Source organism: Paenibacillus amylolyticus (assembly GCF_001570725.1).
GTDB classification, from domain to species: domain Bacteria; phylum Bacillota; class Bacilli; order Paenibacillales; family Paenibacillaceae; genus Paenibacillus; species Paenibacillus amylolyticus_A.
This window is the reverse complement of record NZ_BCNV01000006.1, coordinates 123,139-142,361: the sequence shown is the minus strand read 5'-3', so window position 1 is coordinate 142,361 and position 19,223 is coordinate 123,139. Positions and strand designations below refer to the sequence as shown.

The following is a 19,223-nucleotide window of genomic DNA, read 5'->3' as shown; positions in this document are numbered from 1 at the left end:
TAAATTTAGTTTAAAAAAAGGGATTTCAGCGGTTTGTTGTTTCCCTGTTTCCCGTACCACTGTAGATATATGTCCGAACACCGGTATTGGAACTGTCCACCCGCTTCCGCAGTCCCATCTCACGAATCAACAGGTCTACAATGGATAGCCCCAGACCCGTCCCCTTCGTGTCGGAACTCGGTTGCATTCCCGGACCCCGATCCTGAACAACAATAGCGGTCTCGCCCTGAATCTCCTGGGTTGAGATGCCAATGTATTTCCCGCTGGCGGCATGACGGATCACGTTCTGGAACAGATTATCGAGGATACGACGCATGCCCTGTTCATCCATATGCCATATCAATGGCTTTTCCGGCAGGTCGATATCAATCTCGAACTCTTCTTTCTCCCAAACCGGGTACCAGGCCGCCGCCGTTTCCCTGACGATCCGCAGCATATCTTTCTCCTCCAGCTTCAGGGTATATTTCCCACTCGTGAGCAAATTGTAGGATAACATGTTGTCGATGAGCCCGCCGAGATCCTCCATTTTCGCTTCCATTCGATGTAATGAACGGTCACCTCGCTCACTAAGCGCTTCCTTGTGCAAAGCATGCATATGTCCACGAATTACTGTTAGCGGGGTGCGCAGATCGTGGGAAAGCCCCGCAATGAGACGTTTGCGCAATTGTTCTTCCTCTCGTTCACGCTCGCGGCTGTCGGACAGTTGATGCACCATCTGATTGAAGGATTCCTCCAGCTGACCGATCTCATCTGACCGGCGGATATCTACCGGAAGCGGAATACCTTCATTGCCTGGGGTCATCATCGCCGTCTGCAGACGAATCAATCGTTTGCGAATACGTGCGAAGAAGAGAATCGACATGATGATGAAAATCATGAATATGATGATCATGACAATGCCAAGATACAAGAGTTCCATTGGCCAATTGTTCTGTTTCATTTGCAAAAGAGATCGCGGCACTTCAATGACCATGAAGCCCTGTCCTCTGTCCTGTTCATCTCCGCCTACATAGGCAACTACAGTTAGTGGATCACGATAGGTAGCTTCTTTCATGAATTGCACGGTATTGTTCGCATTCCATTCAGCTGGAATTCGGGTCTCTGTTGTTTTCCCTGAATCCAATGACCACTTCAATATCGTGTCTGATTTGCCATCCGCCGACGTGGATTTCACCAGCGATACATCTTCACCACCCAGAATAAAAACCGTCTCACCACGAGCATTCACTCGATACATGGAAGCTTTGGAATACTTGCGATGTAACTGCTTCAACCGTGCGCTAACCTCTCCATCTGTAGCACCATCCAGTTTCTGTGCTTCACGCAACCACAAGTTACTGATTCGGGTAACGTCACCATATGGTGCCGCTTGATTCGAATTCGTGTTATTCACCACCACAACATAAATGATGGATATGATCGGAAGAACGACGGGCACGAATAATACTGCCGCGAGAATCAGGATCATATATCTGGACATCAAGGACCGCCCAAAGCGAAGCTTGCGTCGCCCAGATTGCTTTTGATCCATGCCTCGTTCTCCCTTCTGTTCTCTCTTCATGATTTTCCGTTCTCTGAACCGCCGGATCATGGCTTTTTCACACGATATCCCACACCGCGGACCGTCTGAATAACAACAGGATTGGCCGGATCAAGCTCCAGCTTTTCGCGCAGATGTCGAATATGTACCATCAAAGTCTTATCCCCATCCAGATAGGGCTCGTTCCAGACAGCTTCATAAATCTGCTCTTTCGTTCGAATCATGCCCATATGTCGTAGCAGGTAAGTGAAGATGTGAAACTGTTTTCCTGATAAAATAATCTCATCCCCCGTCTCCTCATTGACGATCCGATTGTCCTTCTCATAGATGGAGAGATGATCCAGCTTCAGGGCTACATCCGATGAGACCGCTGTTCCTGCCTTACGCAGTTGAACCTCAATCCGGGCAGCCAGTTCATCGGGATGAAATGGTTTGGTCACATAGTCATCAGCAAAATCGAGACCATGCAGCTTGTCGTCAATGGACGTTCTGGCGGAGAGCATGACAATGGGTACGGCGGGATATTCTTTTTTGAGTCGCTGGCCCACCGTAAATCCATCCAATCCTGGCAACATGACATCCAGGATAATGAGGGAGCAACCGACAGCAGCCTCCGCGGCACCTTCACCACTTCCGAGCCATTGCACCTCATAACCGCGTTCCTCCAGATCGGCTCTGACCCAAGTCGCAATTTCCGTATCGTCTTCAATATATAACAGTTTGGTTTTCATCCGAATATTCGTTTCCTTTCTGCCCCCATTGGGTTAATGATATATCTGAGCATAATAATGATAAAAGCTGCCTATAACCTATGGATTCATGTCTTATTGAAATGTTGAAGTCTCACGTTGCCACGCATTCTAATTATAGCTTATCCATTACCTTGGGTAATGTCATATCCATCAAGTCTACCAAGTACATATTAGTTCTACACCTGACGGGAGGAATTTCATTATGCTGCTGGAAGCCATCTATCATCAACCGAAACGGAACTGGGCCTATGCCTATGACCAAGATACAATCCATCTGCGCCTGCGTGCCAAAAAAAATGATCTGACTGAGGTACACGCCTTGACCGGTGACAAATATGCTTGGGATGCAACCAAAGCGCTGGTTCCCTTAACCAAGTTTACCTCTGACTCCATGTTCGATTACTACGAGGGCGAAGTAAAACCTCCCTACCACCGACTGAAGTACTCTTTTCTACTCCAAAACGGGGACGAACAGATCTGGATGACCGAGACGGACTTCCAGGAAGAAGAACCGGACGATCCGGGTCGTATGTTCCAGTTTCCCTATATCCACCCCGGAGCTGTGTTCACACCTCCTGCATGGGTTAAGGATGCGGTGTTCTATCAGATTTTCCCTGAACGATTCGCCAATGGCAACCCGGATATTAGTCCAGAAAAGGTTGAGCCGTGGGGCGGCGAACCGACACCGTTCAATTTCTTCGGCGGTGACCTTCAGGGCGTGATTGACCATCTGGATTACATCAGTGATCTTGGCATAAATGCAATTTACTTTACACCCATCTTCGAAGCAACCACCAATCACAAATACGATACCGAGGACTATCTGCGGGTAGATCGTCACTTTGGTGACGCAGATACCGTGAAACGACTGGTCGAGCTGTGCCATGCGCGCGGAATTCGCGTTCTGCTGGATGCCGTGTTCAACCATTCCGGGAAGACGTTTGCGCCGTTCGTGGATGTGCAGAATAACGGTGAACAATCCAAATACAAAGACTGGTTCCATGTAAAAGAATTCCCGCTGGATGTGAAGGACGGCATTCCTACGTATGAGACCTTCGGATTTGAAGCGCACATGCCGAAGCTGAATACGGAGAATTCCGAGGTAAAGGCATACCTGCTGGAGGTTGCCGAGTACTGGATCAAGGAAGTGGGTGCGGACGGCTGGCGACTGGATGTGGCAGATGAGGTGGATGAGGCATTCTGGCGTGATTTCCGTCGTGTAGTCAAGGCCGCTAATCCGGAAGCCTATATTCTGGGCGAAGTATGGAACGAGTCCTCCTCTTGGTTGCAAGGCGATCAGTTCGATGCGTCCATGAACTATCCGTTTACCGATGCCGTGAATGCTTTCTTTGTGAAAAATACAATGCACGCCGAACAGTTTGCGAACTCCATTGGTCGGCAGTTATCCCGCTATCCGCTTCAGGCCAGCGAAGTAGCATTCAACCTGCTGGACAGCCACGATACACCACGGCTGCTCACACTGTGTGAAGGCGACCAGCGCAAGATGAAGCTGGCTGCGTTATTCCAGTTCACTTATATGGGCGCTCCGTGCATCTATTACGGAGACGAGATTGGGATGGACGGCGAGCATGATCCGGGTTGCCGTAAATGCATGGAATGGGATGAAGCGAAGCAAGACCGGGAGCTGTTCGACTTTTATCAGAAGCTGATCTCTCTGCGTCATGCTCATCCTGCTCTGCGTGCAGAAGGCACCATTCGTTTCCTGCAGGCTCGTTCCGATGGTAGCCAACTGGTATTCGAGCGGCAAAATGAGAAGGAACGCATTCTGGTTCTGTTCAATCGCTCAGAAGAGACGGCTATTGTCGAGCTGGAGGCTGGTGACGAGCAATGGACTGAGTTATTCGGCGGAAACCATCGTACCGCCAAGGAAGATGGCGTGCTCGCGATTGAACTGCCTGCGTATGGATATGCCGTACTGAGTACTCATCTCACATAAACATCAAGTTATACTTGAGCTTATGCAAAACCGGAGTCCACTCATCGGAATATAACACCAAGTAGGCGCTCACAGACCTGTTCCTGATCTGTAAAGCGCCTATTTCGTATATCAATCCCTGTTATATAGATTACTCAGGCTGAGCCAGTTGCTTCTTGAGCAATTCGATGGTGGCCTCATACTGCACAAGTCCCACTTGCATGCACAAACGTTGTGCAGGCGAAATCCGTTCGCCGAATTCCTTCATCTGACGCTGAAGCTCGTCATATAACAATTCCTTGCGTTTCAACTCTGACGAAACCCACCCCGTTACAGTGGCCTCATCCGCTAACTCTCCGAAATACAACCGCATCAGAAAATCAGAACGGAACACCTCATCTTCCAGGGGACTCATCAGGTAGGCGTGAAATTGTGCTGATCCCTCAGGAGTCAAAGAGTACACGTTCTTATCGGGCTTCCCTTCCTGCCTCACCGATTCCTTCGTGAGCAACCCAGACTTTTCCATCTTCGCGAGTGTAGGATATATGGTGCCGAAGCTCGCATCAAAGAAAAAGGAAAAATATTGTTCAAAATACTGCTTGATCTCGTATCCCGAACATGGCTGATTGTGCAGTATTCCGAGGATGACATGCTGCGTGTTCATCGGTGCACCGCTCCTTTCCATTCCTCTTAACGTATCACAATCAGCACCCCATATTCAATGATCGGATGAAGACACGGATGCTTCCAGAACAGCAGGTATAGTAGCAGGCTGTTTCTCCCTGTGAGGTTCAGAGATTGCCGGGTTGGAACGTCTGATCCAGATGCTAAAAGCACCCAGAGTCAGCGTTGTAACCCCGATTACCCCAAGAAACAATGCATCCCGGCCGATCCCGTTTCCCCCAAGTACAAGGTTCGTCATCCCCTCTACGGCGTAGGTCGCCGGCAGATAATGACCGATCCCTTGGTAGAACTCAGACATTACATCGCGCGGAATCGTCGAGCCCGAGGACAACATCAGCAGAGGCAACAGCGCACTGTTTAACCAAGCCCCAGCATTGCCAAGCAACAACAAGCTCAACTGAGCCATGAGTATAAAAGATATGGTGACCAGCAACTGGAACAGCCATAACATTAACCAACCCTCTGCTGACGATACCCCCATAACGTGCATCATCCCAGATCCAACGAGCGAAACGATTACTGCCGCACCAAGATTAACGATGTTGCGCGCCCAGAAGCGCTCCCATTTCCCTGCCCTGCCACTCAGTTCTCCAGAAACCTTTTGCAGGTTCATACCAAGCAACATCGCTCCGGTAAACGTAGCCGTTACAATCAACATAGGTACCATGGAGAAAGCAAAATTATCAACAGGATTCAGCCGCTCCACCTCTGCCTCCACGCGTGAAGATAACCCCAGCGCCAACGCATCGGCCTGATCGGCAGTCATACCGGACTGATTCAGCACTCCGCGAATGCCATTCTCTTGTACTTCACGATTCAATGTCGCTGTAACTTGTGCGGCTACGTTCTGCATCACACTTTTAACGGTAGCCACGTTCGATTCGTTCATCACATACTTAACTGTCATCGGCTTCGACAAGTCTTCTGCCTGTTGCATGAATCCGGATGGAATCTCAATGATCATGTATACTTCCCGGTCCGTTAACATCTGTCTCGCTTCTTGCATCGATTCAGATGGTTTGATCTCGAAATTCAGGCCCACTGCCAAAGACTCGGCCACCGGCTCAGCAGCTACCCCGTCTTCATTCACAATAGTGACAGCTAGCTCAGTCATTCTCTCATTAACCTGATCGTATCCACTAAGCCAGATGATGTTAAAAAAAACCTGAAACAGCACGGCCGTAATTAAACCCACAATGGTAGCTCCATTTTTCAAAAACAGCAGACTCGTCTGGAAAATACCTTTCATAACTATCCATCTCCTTTAGTTTGTTTCGCTCTTATATATATCATATCGATATATGACAGTAGTTAATATATCAACCCGATATATAGATCGTCAATGTTTTTTTGTTTTTATGTGTAAGCAAAAGACAAAAAAAGCCGATACATCTCTTCACCAGGAAGGTTTGTATCGGCTTTTTTTGTCAATCCTATTACGCCTTAGGTTCTGCATCATTTTCAGTAGAGGACTCTAACTCCGGCTCTGCACGCTTTGCCTTCGGTTTAGCCAGCTTCTGCATCATTTTGCGGCCGGTTGGCGTCTGGGCCAGTCCGCCTTGGGCTGTCTCCCGGTGACGGCTCGGCATCGCACTACCCACTTCCAGCATGACGTCGATGACTTCGTCTGACGGAATGGCACTACGCACTCCGGCCAAGGCCATGTCAGCCGCAGCCAGCGCCGTAACTGCACCCAATCCATTACGGACGATGCACGGGATTTCAACAAGGCCTGCGACCGGATCGCAGATCAGGCCCAGTGTATTTTTTAACGCCAAGCCTACGGCATGAACAACCTGTTCCGGTGTACCTCCACGCAGTTCAACCATAGCACCCGCAGCCATGCCGATAGCTGAACCCACTTCCGCCTGACAGCCACCCTCGGCACCGGAGATAAATGAATTGTTGGCAATAACATAACCAATCGCTCCCGCACAGAACAACCCGTTCACCAAATGTTCGTCCGTCCAGCCAAACCGCTCTTGTGAACTGATAAACACACCCGGGATAATGCCGCAGGAACCGGCTGTTGGTGTTGCCACAATCCGCCCCATGGAGGCATTCACTTCAGATACACACAGGGCATACGCCATGGCAAGTGCGGAAGCATCTCCTGAGCAAGTCTCACCCTTGCGAATGTACTCGGCCATTTTTTTGCCGTCTCCACCTGTTAATCCACTGCGTGAAGTGGTATCTTCCGTTAATCCTTTGCGTACCGCTTCCTTCATCACCTGATAATATTCAGACATCTGTTGCACAACATCCGCTTCTGGCGTATTGGTCTCCTGAACCTGTTCCTCGATCATTAGCTCAGCAATGGTTTTGGATTCTGCTGTACAGATCGTATTCAGTTCGTGCAAATGTTTAAACCTCATCCGAATCAACTCCTCTCTTCAAATCAATGACACGAATGTCCAGCACATGGTCGAGCGAACGCAGACGTTTCAGCATATCAGGATTCGGTACACCGTCCATCTCCATCGCGGTCAGTGCTTCACCATCCCGGGCTTTCCGATCTACCTGCATATAGCCGATGTTAACCCCGGATGAACTGATCGTGGACGTCACTGAGGCGAGCACGCCCGCTTTATCCGCATGACGCAGAACGAGTGTTGGGAACTCACCACTGATCTGAACGCGAAAATCATTCATCGCATGCACCGATACACTGCCGCCACCAATAGAAGCACCAATCAAGGAGCAGGCACGTTCTCCATGCCACAATTCAATCTTGACGGTATTCGGGTGAGGAGCAGGCAGGCCACTTGTATAAAATTCAACCTCCATGCCCGCTTCCTCTGCGTATTGCTCTGCATCCGGGATACGCGGATCGTCTGTGACATAGTCCAGCAGACCGCCGATCAATGCCAGATCCGTGCCGTGCCCCTGATACGTATCTGCAAATGAACCGTACAGCGTCAGCCGGGCACGATCCGGCGTGCAGCCCAGCCACTGACGAGCAATTCTTCCCAGCCGGGCTGCTCCAGCTGTATGTGAACTTGAAGGACCTGTCATGGACGGACCAATAATTGAGAAAACATCTTTAAATCGCACCTTGTAACCCTCCAATTGTATTCGTCATTTCCATCCAGAATCTGAGCCATATTGTTCCTTATTTACTGAATGATGACATCAAAAAAGGACAGAAGAAGGCCTCAGGCCCTCTCTCTGTCCTCGATACCTGAGAGTTTCACAATCAGCAGTGTCTCACGACAAGGTGTATTGCCTGCGATTACAGACAAGATCACCGGACTGACTGATCATATACCCCTTGGGTGGCGCAGTTCGCGCACTCTCCAGAGTTGCGTCCAACGATGGTACATTTACCTGAGAGATTAACCACTGCGCCGGGTGCGCAGCAGCTTGCTCCTTCGGTGCCTGAACACTAGCCATTTTGCTCAGCTAATCAGGTCTCTCCCGCTCGTTATCATCCGCTGTATGGAACCATTCTGAGCTTATACAGAATAGTAATGGAAGTCGTTAATTTCTTCTTCATTAAGATTAATCGACCGGAAGATCAGTGTCAACAAACTTAACGATTTCTTTGGGTATATTTCCTTCATTTCCTATTGAGCCAACGAAAAGCAGAATATTTTGTCAGCTTTCATCACATTAATACGATAAAAGATCTTTCAACAGCTCATTTCGTTTTCCTGTAATCCATACAATGATGTGCTTACTACTATTTATGATGTTGTCCATGAAAACGTTCGGGTGCTCAGGCAAACATCATCTTTGAACCACACTGCTCAGTAGCTCATCTGGGTCTGCACATCTGGATTATCATTCACAGTTCGTAGAAGATACTCTCGTTCTGTACATAAGGTCTGCAATACTTGCTACATAGCTTCGGCATGCGGTCTTTCATCCATTCGTGCCTCGACACGTTTGCCATCTGAAAAGCATAATAACCTAGTGTAAAGATCAACATGAACCCTTCCATTAATCGGATATCACGATCCGTCAGTGGTGCGGTCTGTTTCGTATAACCGGATAAGAATATGTCACGTTCTTCCCGATTGAACATCAGCGCAGCCCCTCCCGCATCGAAAAGATAGTAACCATAGCCATGTAGACAAAAATCAATCATGGAAATCCCCTGATCTGTTATCAGCAGATTGTTACGCGTAATATCTCCATGAATGACGCCCCATGTCTCCGTATGCTGCGGGTACGTTTCCAGCTGCTCATTAATGTTCTCGAACGTCTCACGAAGCAGATCGAAGTCTTCCGTTGTAAAAATCCCAAGTCGGACGCCTTCCTCCAGTTGTCCTAGCATGACTAGGTTCTCATGGATGTTGCCATATGCCGGGCGCACCTTCGTTCGATCTAGCTGGCTCATCTCTCTCCCTGTCCGCTGATGATCGTTGCCGTCCACTACTCCTTTACCATCAACCGTTCCCTCAGTGGCTTCGGCCGTATCTTGCACACGTCCATATTGATGAAGCGTCTGCAGTTGGACACCCAGATCATAGATCTGCTCTGTTGTCAGGCGTTCTCCCTGCTGGATGTCCCTGCCCTCAATCCACTCCAGTACTGTACAACAGATTTCTTTACCCGCTTCACATGTCCATACCGTGACCCAGTCTCCCAATACATTCCGTACAGGATGCTGCACGCGCAATGTTGTCGTTGCATTTAACTCATGAAGCAGGTTCATCTCCGCCTCCAATGCAGGAAGCGTATGCTGAATACCTGTCATACTTGCATAGGCAGCTTTGTGTATCCGTAGCAGATACTTCTGCCCGCTGGCTTCATCCACAACATGATACGTCAGATTTTCATTGTGACGAATATAGGAAACGACAGGTTTCTCCATGCTATAGTTCTGTATGATCTGGGCTGCCATGTAGTCGTAAGACAACTGATCCGTAGTGATTATCAACATCCCCCTTCGAAGATATGTAAACGCTCTCTCAATACTGATTATCGTAGCATGATTGTTTGATATACAGCAAATTCTTCCAAAAAGAAATTAAAAAAAGCACAATCCCCGAACAAACGTTCAGGCATTGTGCTTTCTTTTGTCTCTATTATTTCTCTATCTCTCTTATGTTACTCTATGTGACACTCCATGATCCAATTAACCGAAACGACCCATAATGTATTCTTGCGTCAGACGATTGTCGGGGTTAGTGAAAATATGCTCCGTATCCCCGTGCTCAACCATGCTACCCAGATAAAAATAAGCCGTATAATCCGAGATGCGTGCCGCCTGCTGCATGTTATGGGTAACAATGACGATCCGCAGATCTTTCTTAAGCTCGGTAATCAATTCCTCAACCTTACCCGTAGATACCGGGTCAAGTGCAGATGCTGGCTCGTCGAGTAGCAGAATCTGCGGGTCAACAGACAAGGCGCGTGCGATACATAGACGCTGCTGTTGTCCACCTGAGAGAGACAAGGCTGACTCGTTCAGCCTGTCTTTCACTTCGTCCCAGAGCGCAGCACGGCGCAAGCTTTTTTCCACAATTTCATCCAGTGCCTTCTTACTCTTCGTACCACGGTAGCGGGGGCCAAACGCGATATTGTTGTAGATAGACTTATGAAAAGGGTTCGGCTTCTGCCATACCATGCCAATCTTCTGACGAAGCTTGATTACATCGGTTCCTGGCTCATTCAGATCGTTACCGTCCATCCAGATATGTCCCTCTGTGCGGGAACCGGCAATCTCGTCGTTCATCCGGTTCAGCGACCGGAGGAACGTGGATTTACCACAACCAGACGGCCCAATAAGCGCCGTTACGCTTGCTTCGGGAAACGTCAGGCTGATCTGCTTTACCGCCTGAAAATGTCCATAATATATGCTTAACTGTTCCGTACCAAAAGGTATGGCCATGTTGGTTCCTCCTTATTTCGAAGCTGTCATGCGGCGGAATACAACCCGACCGATCCAGCGTGCACTTAGATTGAACGCCAGCACGAGAATGACAAGCACGGCGGATGCCCCTGCTGCCACTTCTTTGGAATCTGGCCCAATGCCTTCACTATTTACTTTCCAGATATGGACAGCAAGTGTCTCTGCCGGACGGAAAGGATTAAGCGGTGATCTTGGACTCGTCGGATTCCAATCTGTGAAGTCCAATGGTGGACTACTCATACCTGCGGTGAACATCAGCGCGGCTGCTTCACCGAAGATCCGGCCCGATGCCAGGATCGTACCCGTAATCAAACTCGGCAATGCCACAGGCAGTAGAATGGAAGTGATAATCTTCCACTTGGACAGTCCAAGCGCCAGACCTGCTTCCTTCTGTTCCTTCGGAACGGCGCGGAAGGCCTGCTCCGTTGTCCGTACCATCAGTGGCAAGTTAAAGATCGCCAGAGCCAAGGCACCCGAGATCAGGGAGAAACCAAGACCAAATTGATTTACTAGTAGCAAGAGACCAAACAAACCGATAACGATGGATGGGAATGATGACAATACTTCAACGACCAGACGAATGAAGCTGGTAATCTTACCTGGCTTGGCGTATTCCGCCATGTAAATTCCGCCGCCCCATCCCAGTGGAATGGTAACAATTAAAGTCAGGACCAGCAAGAATACGGAGTTGAAGAGCTGTGGACCAATCCCGCCGCCACCTTTGAGTAACTGTGGAGCGCTCGTCAGGAAGTGCCAGTTAATATGCCCAATACCTCTAAACATAATGAAGCCAAGCAGGCCGAGCAATAGAATAACAATGAACAGGGCCAATACAACGATAACGGATGTTGCAATTTTATCTACCGTCTTTGCCTTCATTTTCATACCCGGTTTCTCCTTTCAAGCAGGCGAACCAGAATGACGAAGACAAAGGTCATCACCAACAGGACAAGCGCCATACTCCACAGTGCATTGTTATGAACAGAACCCATCGTGGTGTTACCCATGCTGAGTGTAATTACACTTGTTAATGTTGAAGCTGATTCAAGCAAGGATGTTGGAACATGCGGTGCATTACCGATAACCATCTGCACAGCAAGTGCCTCACCAAAAGCACGGGCCATACCCAATACGACACCAGTCAACAAGGCTGGCAAAGTCGTTGGAATAATGACACGGTAGATGGTTTGCCAGCGAGTGGCACCGAGTGCGTAGGAGGATTCACGCAATCCTTTGGGCAATGCGGACAATGCATCTGCCATAATACTTGTCACCGTAGGAAGAATCATTACAGCGAGAACGAGACATCCGGCTGCAATCCCGACGCCTGTTCCACCAAAGATACTGCGTAACAAAGGTACGATGACACTCAGACCGATAAATCCGTACACAACAGACGGAATACCGGACAAGAGCTCAATGGCAGGCTGCAAGATCTTTTTCCCCTTACCCGGTACAATCTCTGTCATGAAGAGTGCTGCACACAGACCAAGCGGACTTGCAATAAGCGCTGCAAGCAAGGTTGTAATGAAGGAACCTGTAATGAACGGCAATGCCCCATAGAAAGCAGGTTCTCCCGTTGGATTCCACGTTTTTCCACCAAGGAATTCACTTATGCTTACTCCATTTTGGAAAAATGTTGATAGTCCCTTGGACGCTACAAAATAAACAATGGAAAACATGACAACGATCAGGAAAACGACACAAATCGACGTATAGATCCGTCCCGTCCACTCTTCCCAATAATGTTTCTCTTTTAAGGGCCGGCGCGGTTTCAACTTGTTATTCATTACCGTTCCCCCTTCGGTCTGTTCCATAACAACCATCCTTCTATAGTAGAATTAATGCAAAATATGGGATTATTTTAGAGCAAACCGCGTAAAGAGGCGGGACCTAAGTCCGCCTCTTTCGCTGTATGCGCAAGTTCAAAGATTACTCAACCACGTTACCTGCTGCATCGCGTTTTACTTTCATACCTGACATTGGAATGTATCCAAGTTCTGTCACGTCATTTTGTTGAATTTCGTCACTCAAGATGTAGTCCAGGAATGCTTGTGTTGCTGCATCTGGCGTACCTTTCGTGTACATGTGCTCGTAAGCCCATACTGGATAAGTTCCTGCTTCTACGTTCTCAACTGTTGCTTCTACACCTTCGTATTTCAACACTTGCAAGCTGTCATCCAAGTAAGACAGGGCGAGGTAACCAATAGCACCTGGCGTTTCAGCTACCAATTTTCTTACGTTACCAGAAGAATCTTCTTGAATGGAACCTTGGATATCATCCATTTTTGCACCAAGTGCATACTTCTCGAAAGTTGCACGAGTACCGGAACTACTTGGACGGTTTACAATAACGATTGCTTGATCCGCACCACCAACGTCTTTCCAGTTCGTTACTTTACCGGAAAAGATGTCAACCAGTTGTTGCTTCGTCAAATCTTCTACACCTGTATCTTTGTTGCTAACTGGCGCCATAGCTACTACTGCTACCTGATGGTCAACCAATTCTTTTACTTTGGCTTCGTCCTCCAGCTTCTCTTCTGCAAATACATCAGAGTTACCGATTGTAGCTTGTCCGTCGGATACTTGTGTCAAACCAGTACCACTACCGCCACCTTGAACTTGAACCGTTACGTTCTTATATTCATCAACTGCCATAAATTTCTGTCCAGCTTGTTCTACCAGAGGTAGCAATGCTGTCGATCCGACTGCCAGAATGTTACCGCTAAGCTCAGTAGCAGCTTCTCCTGATCCATTGCTTGCAGCACCCTCTGTACCAGCGTCATTTTTCGATCCGCATGCAGCGAGCACCAGTACGAACGTTAAGGTCATCAAAATAAACGGCAACTTTTTAAACATGTTTTGTTTTCCTCCCCCAATGTAGTGATGGCGTTTTGTGAATTTGTTTGTTCACCATCAACTCTTTACTTATTGTAGTTTCGGTATGTCATCTTAAAATCAGTGTTTTGTAAACGCAATGTTAAAAATATCGGCTGTATATTGAAATATCTGGGATTTAATCTAGCGCTGAAGAGGTCGCTTCGGGAACGGACGTTGCTTCAATCCGTATTGTGTCCAGATTTCCGTGAAGATTTTACACATTAATAAAATAAATATAAATTAAACACTCACAGTGGCCGTTCCGGTTACGGATCGTTCTTCTGATCGCTGTTGTCTCCAAATTTCTCTTATCAACAATTTAAATTGTTGAAATTGGGAGACAGCTTATGCTTCCGGTGCAGCTTTCTTACAGAAAGCTTTCAGGCGAACGCTTCGCTTCTTCAGAATCGATTCCGTCTACTCCACTACGATCGCGGTTTCCCTGCGCTGTGTCAGCGCTTCTTGCTCCCAGACATTTCAATCTCTGCTTGGGGTGCAGGCAAAGAAGGCCAGTCCTATTGTAGGCTGACCTTGTGTAAATGCTTAGGTACTTAACAGAGAAACAGAATTCATTTCTTCTATAGAAGATGCAAAAGCAGGAAATAAAAAAACTGCCTCACTGCCAGTGCATAGCACCAGCTGTGAGAGCAGCTTTTACATGAAAACAGATTATCTTATTAATACCTAATGTAAAATCTAATTTTACTACCCCAGAATCCATAACCACAATGCCAATCCGGCTAGGGTAATTAACAATGTAGGGACCGTCAGGATGATGCCTGCTTTGAAATAGTACCCCCATGTAATCTTCACACCTTTGCGGGACAACACGTGCAGCCACAGCAATGTGGCAAGTGATCCAATCGGGGTCATTTTGGGACCCAGATCAGAACCGATGACATTGGCATAGATCAATGCCTCTTGAATGATTCCTTCAGTGTGTGCACCCTGGATGGCTAGCAGGTTAATCAACACGGTTGGCAGGTTATTCATGACGGATGATAATACGGCCGCTATGATGCCCATCCCGAGCGAAGCAGCCAGCAGACCATGCTCTGCTATGGCATCCAGCCAGCGGCTCAGATGATCAGTTAACCCTGCATTACGCAGTCCATATACAACGATGTACATGCCCACCGAGAATACCACAATCGACCATGGTGCTTCCTTAATTACCCGTTTCAGATCAACAGCCTCGCTCTTACGTGCCAGTAAAGCGAACAGCAATGCAACGGAGCCAACGATAACCGACACGGGAATCGGCAGAAACTCACTCGATGCGTAGGCCACCAATAACAGCCCAAGCATGAACCAGGCGATTCGAAACATCCGGGGATCACGTATCGCTTCCTTCGGGTCGCGTGCCGCGGAGATGTCGTAGCGACGGGGTATGCTTTTGCGATAGAACAAGAACAGCATGCCCGTACTCGCTACGATCGAGAACAGATTCGGTACAACCATGCGCACCGCATATTCCACAAATGTAATACCAAAGAAATCGGCAGACACAATGTTAACCAGATTGCTGACGACGAGCGGCAACGATGTGGTATCCGCGATAAATCCACTCGCCATTACAAAAGCCAGCACCATCCGCTCATCGAACCTCAATGCACGTACCATTGCCAGTACAATTGGCGTCAGAATGAGTGCCGCACCGTCATTCGCGAAGAGGGCAGATACTGCGGCACCCAGCAAAATGGAGTAGAAGAACAGTCTGCGACCATCTCCTCCAGCAAGCCTTGCCATGTGAAGGGCAGCCCATTCGAAGAAACCCGTCTCGTCGAGAATGAGAGAAATCATAATAATACCGACAAAAGCCAGCGTTGCATTCCACACAATGGATGCCACATCCGATGCGTCGTTCAAGCTGACGACTCCACACAGCAGGGCAAGCAATGCCCCACCCGAGGCAGTCCAGCCGATACCCAATCCACGAGGTTGCCAAATCACCAAGGTGATTGTTACTGCAAAAATCAATATTGCTACGTATACCATAGAGCCTCCTGCTGTACCCTGTCTCGATATATTCTATCGTTCATTCCATCATTATATTGTAAGATTACACCGCACGATGCACGGAAGAACCAGACGATATATTTATACAGGGCCGCAGGAGCAATGTCTATCTTTATTTTCTTATATATCTATATAGTAGGTTTCGCTGTCCCAACGTTAGGATTTATCGTTACCCTTATCCTTCGGTGTATCCTCCACCATCTTGAACATGCCGAGCAGTCCTTGTAATTGTTCTGCCATGCTATTCAGATGTGCCGAGGATGATGCAATCTCCTCTACCGACGCCAATTGCTCTTGCGAAGATGCAGACACGGATTCTGTATTTGCAGCCGATTCCTGGGTCACATTCGAAATATCGCTCATCGCCTTGGCAACGTGGGATGCACCATTCTCTAGTTGCTTTGTTGTTTCGGACAAGTCATCCAATGTATGAACGGCATCTTCCACCGCCTCCCGAATCTGGGCAAACGATTGTCCGGACGTATTCACGGCCTGAATTCCTTCTCCCACCCGAGTCTGGGCGGCATTCATGGCGATTAGAGCGGCATCCATATCCTGACGGATATTGTGAACCACCTCACCGATCTGCGCTGCCGAGCTACCGGATTCCTCTGCCAGTTTACGTACTTCTCCCGCTACGACGGCAAACCCACGACCCGCATCACCCGCTCTTGCCGCTTCAATGGAAGCATTCAATGCGAGCAAGTTCGTTTGTTTGGAGATGGAAGCAATGACATCAACCATGCTGCCAATCTCTACCGAACGGGCATTCAGTGACTGAACTACCGTTCCCAGCTGCTCCACCGTTTCCTGGATGCTGTTCATCTGCTCTACCGCTTGTCCTGCTGCCTCATTACCCGAAGAAGCCGCACCAGATGTATTCCGCATATTTGCCGTGATCGATTGCACACGCTCCGACATCATTCGAACATCTTCTGCCATTCGGCTCATCTGTCCAGATCCGTCTTTCACACTGTTCACTTGTTGCTCTGCACCTTCAGCCAGTTCTTGAATGGCTAGTGTTGAATGTTCAATTGCTTTGGTGGTTTGTTCTGCACTGGCAGACAATTCTTGAGAAGAAGCGGATACCTGCTCTGTCGTCTCCTGTACACCCAGAATCATCATTCGCAGATTATCCACCATACGCTCGAAATACTTCGCCAGATCACCGACTTCATCTTTACGCCCTGTTTCCATTTTCACAGTCAGGTCACCTTTACTTACAGCTCTCGCAGATTCCTGCAGTCGTTTGATCGGACGCAGCATGGAGCGTGTAAACCAGATAATAAAGATGAGCGTAAGGAACGTGGCCGCAAGAATCACTATAAATGTAATCATGCGAATGTCCTTGCTCGCATTGGTTATTTCACTCTTGAACATCGTGCCGGCAATTTTCCAGCCCGTTGCTTCATTTGTCGCAAAGATCATCATTTTCGGCTGATCGTTGAATACGTAATCGAATTGACCTTCTTGACTCTCATACATTTCATCCAGCAAACCGCTCGTTTCCTGTGTACCTGCATCAACTACTGGAGAAACGACATAATTTTTGTTCGCATCCATAATGATGACGTAGCCCTCTTTGCCCACCTTAATGGATGCCTGTTCTTGCAGGTCTGTCAGGTCCAGAGACAAACCGATTACACCGGATTGATCCTTTAATGTTTTGGAAATAAACACAACGGCAACGCCATCCGTATTGATGGATACAGGTGACACCACAGTCGTACCCGGCTTCTCTATCGCAAGCTTGTACCACTCCCGCTCCCGTGGATCATAAGCATCTCCCCGCGTGCTGCTCGCTGTTGGTTTACCTCGAACCATGACCCCCTCTGTCGTTCCCACAAAAATATTTAAGGCATCGGGATGCAAGCCCAGATATTGCTCCAGCTTCACCTGAAGCTCAGTACTATCGTTCTCCCCTTTAATCAGGTTCGGATCAAGAGAATCCGCGAAATAATTAATGTCATGAATCTTGTAATTCACTTGGCTTTCTACAATGGTATTGGCAGTGCTCACACTTTGCAGGGCACTATCCACCAATTGTCCTTGTACGCCGTTTTCAGCCATGTTAAGTGTGATCAAGCCGACCGCCAGACTTGGCAGAAGCAGAACTGCCAGGAAGGAGACTAATAATTTGTTCCTTATATTCCAGACAAAACCTTTCTTTTTATTCTTCTTTTTATTTTTATTTTGTTTTGGCTTAGCGGGTTTTGTTGCTTTCATTGGTTTATTATTCGGATCTCCACTCATTTCTTTCTCCCCCTCTTAATTTAAAAATGCCCTCTTTCTTTGTATGTATGGATCAATCTACAAGGCTTATCTTATATATCGGCTGAATGAGGGTATTTATTTGAGAGAAAAATGTGTAGGTACGCCAAACAAGCCACCTCTGAGCAGAAGTGACTTGTACAAAGTACGAGGTACTAAATTTTTCATGAATTTAGGTCAAGTGTTGGAACATGGACCGTCTAGAGGATGTGCCGCGGGTTTACCAAAAAAGTAACCTTGGGCAAGCTCAATCCCGATGGAACGACAGAATTCAAACTCCTCCATTCGTTCGATCCCCTCGGCAAGTACTTGACCCCCAAATCGACTCGACATCTCAACAATATCAAGAATCTTCTCTTGTTTGGTCGAATCCTGATCACAACGATCAATAAGACTTCGATCTATTTTGACAAAATCCGGTTCTAACCGATTCATCAACTCTATTGTCGAATATCCGGCACCCACATCATCCAACGCAACCGACATTCCGCGTGAACGATACACCTCAAAGATGTGCTGCAAGATGGACATATGCTGAATCTGCTCTGTTTCCACGACTTCAAACACAAAATCTTTAGGATCAAGCGCAAGACGTTCAATCGCATCAAACGTATGTGTCAGACAATATTCGGGATTATATATGGAGGAAGGCAGGAAATTCACGAAGCGTTTGACACCATGCGGCAGAAAAAGGGCGCTGGTCTCAATGGCGATAATACGCGCCGTTCGATCCAGAAAAGAGTGTAATCCGGTCTCGCGCGCAACTTCAAATAATTCATAGGAACTGAAGGGTTTTCCATTCTCAGCAGGACGAAGCAAAAACTCATATCCGATTATCTGCTCCGATGCATCAACGATGGGCTGCATATGACTGCTGAATTGATGCTCCAAAATAATGGAAACGAGTTCCGCATGCTTGAAACGGGACTCCTGCATGTATAGACTGATCCAGTCTTCTTCATTAGCCTGTTCATATAAAGGTGTAATCTGAACGGTTAGGGAATCACGTAAAGTGGGATCAATTTCGCCGATTTCTTCTATTAAGCTCTGAACCGCCTCAAGATTCGTAAAATGCATCCACATCATATCATCCGACGTCTCGATATGTCTTCCCGGCGTTTGCAGCGCTTCCAGCAAAGCGGGGGAAATGGGACGCAGGTATAAGGTACCTTGACCCTCTATAGGATAGATTGGACTGCAGCCACTGCAATTCATGTAGGACCCCCTTGCCAATTTATGATTCCATGTCCATTAATGTTCACTTGTATATACCCAAAGTTT

The 19,223-nt window shown here is 47.8% G+C and carries 15 protein-coding genes and 2 riboswitches; of the genes, 1 reads left to right on the top strand and 14 read right to left on the bottom strand.

Going from position 1 to position 19,223, the window contains the following annotated elements; genetic code table 11:
* Nucleotides 1-25 precede the first annotated feature (25 nt).
* Both PAHA3_RS24230 and PAHA3_RS24225 read right to left on the bottom strand, forming a co-directional pair.
* Nucleotides 26-1,561 carry a HAMP domain-containing sensor histidine kinase gene (locus PAHA3_RS24230; RefSeq protein ID WP_235599554.1) on the bottom strand — a complete coding sequence of 512 codons (1,536 nt, stop codon included), beginning with the start codon at nt 1,559-1,561 and terminating at the stop codon, nt 26-28.
* 26 nt (nt 1,562-1,587) lie between these two features.
* Entirely contained in the window at nt 1,588-2,271 is a 684-nt protein-coding gene (locus PAHA3_RS24225) for a response regulator transcription factor (RefSeq protein WP_062837237.1), read from the bottom strand.
* Nucleotides 2,272-2,494: 223 nt separating this feature from the next.
* Here PAHA3_RS24225 and PAHA3_RS24220 point away from each other — a divergent pair, with 223 nt between their 5' ends.
* A complete protein-coding gene (locus PAHA3_RS24220; protein WP_062837236.1) occupies nt 2,495-4,249 on the top strand; it encodes an alpha-glycosidase in 1,755 nt (584 codons plus the stop codon).
* A 130-nt stretch (nt 4,250-4,379) separates the two neighbouring features.
* Here the strand turns inward: PAHA3_RS24220 and PAHA3_RS24215 are convergent, their stop codons facing one another.
* The 12 genes from PAHA3_RS24215 to PAHA3_RS24160 all read right to left on the bottom strand — a co-directional run bounded on the left by PAHA3_RS24215 (nt 4,380) and on the right by PAHA3_RS24160 (nt 19,157).
* Nucleotides 4,380-4,892 (bottom strand): PadR family transcriptional regulator, encoded by a 513-nt coding sequence (locus PAHA3_RS24215; protein WP_062837235.1) that lies wholly within the window; start codon nt 4,890-4,892, stop codon nt 4,380-4,382.
* 54 nt (nt 4,893-4,946) lie between these two features.
* Nucleotides 4,947-6,161 carry a YhgE/Pip domain-containing protein gene (locus tag PAHA3_RS24210; protein WP_062837234.1) on the bottom strand — a complete coding sequence of 405 codons (1,215 nt, stop codon included), beginning with the start codon at nt 6,159-6,161 and terminating at the stop codon, nt 4,947-4,949.
* A 187-nt stretch (nt 6,162-6,348) separates the two neighbouring features.
* Nucleotides 6,349-7,287 carry an L-serine ammonia-lyase, iron-sulfur-dependent, subunit alpha gene (gene sdaAA / locus PAHA3_RS24205; protein ID WP_062837233.1) on the bottom strand — a complete coding sequence of 313 codons (939 nt, stop codon included), beginning with the start codon at nt 7,285-7,287 and terminating at the stop codon, nt 6,349-6,351.
* Complete coding sequence (gene sdaAB / locus PAHA3_RS24200) at nt 7,277-7,966, bottom strand: L-serine ammonia-lyase, iron-sulfur-dependent subunit beta (protein WP_062837232.1); 690 nt, start codon at nt 7,964-7,966, stop codon at nt 7,277-7,279. Before sdaAB ends, sdaAA begins: the two co-directional genes overlap by 11 nt.
* A gap of 112 nt (nt 7,967-8,078) precedes the next feature.
* Nucleotides 8,079-8,214, bottom strand: a riboswitch (glycine riboswitch).
* Nucleotides 8,215-8,218: 4 nt separating this feature from the next.
* Nucleotides 8,219-8,342: riboswitch (glycine riboswitch) on the bottom strand.
* A gap of 357 nt (nt 8,343-8,699) precedes the next feature.
* Nucleotides 8,700-9,800, bottom strand: a complete 1,101-nt coding sequence (locus PAHA3_RS24195) for a phosphotransferase enzyme family protein (RefSeq protein ID WP_062837231.1) — start codon at nt 9,798-9,800, stop codon at nt 8,700-8,702.
* A gap of 195 nt (nt 9,801-9,995) precedes the next feature.
* Nucleotides 9,996-10,751 (bottom strand): phosphate ABC transporter ATP-binding protein PstB, encoded by a 756-nt coding sequence (pstB, locus tag PAHA3_RS24190; protein ID WP_062837230.1) that lies wholly within the window; start codon nt 10,749-10,751, stop codon nt 9,996-9,998.
* A 12-nt stretch (nt 10,752-10,763) separates the two neighbouring features.
* Nucleotides 10,764-11,651, bottom strand: a complete 888-nt coding sequence (gene pstA, locus PAHA3_RS24185) for a phosphate ABC transporter permease PstA (protein WP_062837355.1) — start codon at nt 11,649-11,651, stop codon at nt 10,764-10,766.
* A 2-nt stretch (nt 11,652-11,653) separates the two neighbouring features.
* Complete coding sequence (gene pstC, locus PAHA3_RS24180) at nt 11,654-12,562, bottom strand: phosphate ABC transporter permease subunit PstC (protein WP_139331924.1); 909 nt, start codon at nt 12,560-12,562, stop codon at nt 11,654-11,656.
* Nucleotides 12,563-12,704: 142 nt separating this feature from the next.
* Entirely contained in the window at nt 12,705-13,631 is a 927-nt protein-coding gene (locus tag PAHA3_RS24175) for a phosphate ABC transporter substrate-binding protein (protein ID WP_062837228.1), read from the bottom strand.
* Between the two features lie 726 nt (nt 13,632-14,357).
* Complete coding sequence (locus tag PAHA3_RS24170) at nt 14,358-15,650, bottom strand: arsenic transporter (RefSeq protein WP_062837227.1); 1,293 nt, start codon at nt 15,648-15,650, stop codon at nt 14,358-14,360.
* Between the two features lie 177 nt (nt 15,651-15,827).
* Nucleotides 15,828-17,897, bottom strand: coding sequence for a methyl-accepting chemotaxis protein (locus PAHA3_RS24165; protein ID WP_167350945.1), 2,070 nt, complete (start codon nt 17,895-17,897; stop codon nt 15,828-15,830).
* Nucleotides 17,898-18,119: 222 nt separating this feature from the next.
* Nucleotides 18,120-19,157 (bottom strand): EAL domain-containing protein, encoded by a 1,038-nt coding sequence (locus tag PAHA3_RS24160; RefSeq protein WP_062837225.1) that lies wholly within the window; start codon nt 19,155-19,157, stop codon nt 18,120-18,122.
* Nucleotides 19,158-19,223 lie beyond the last annotated feature (66 nt).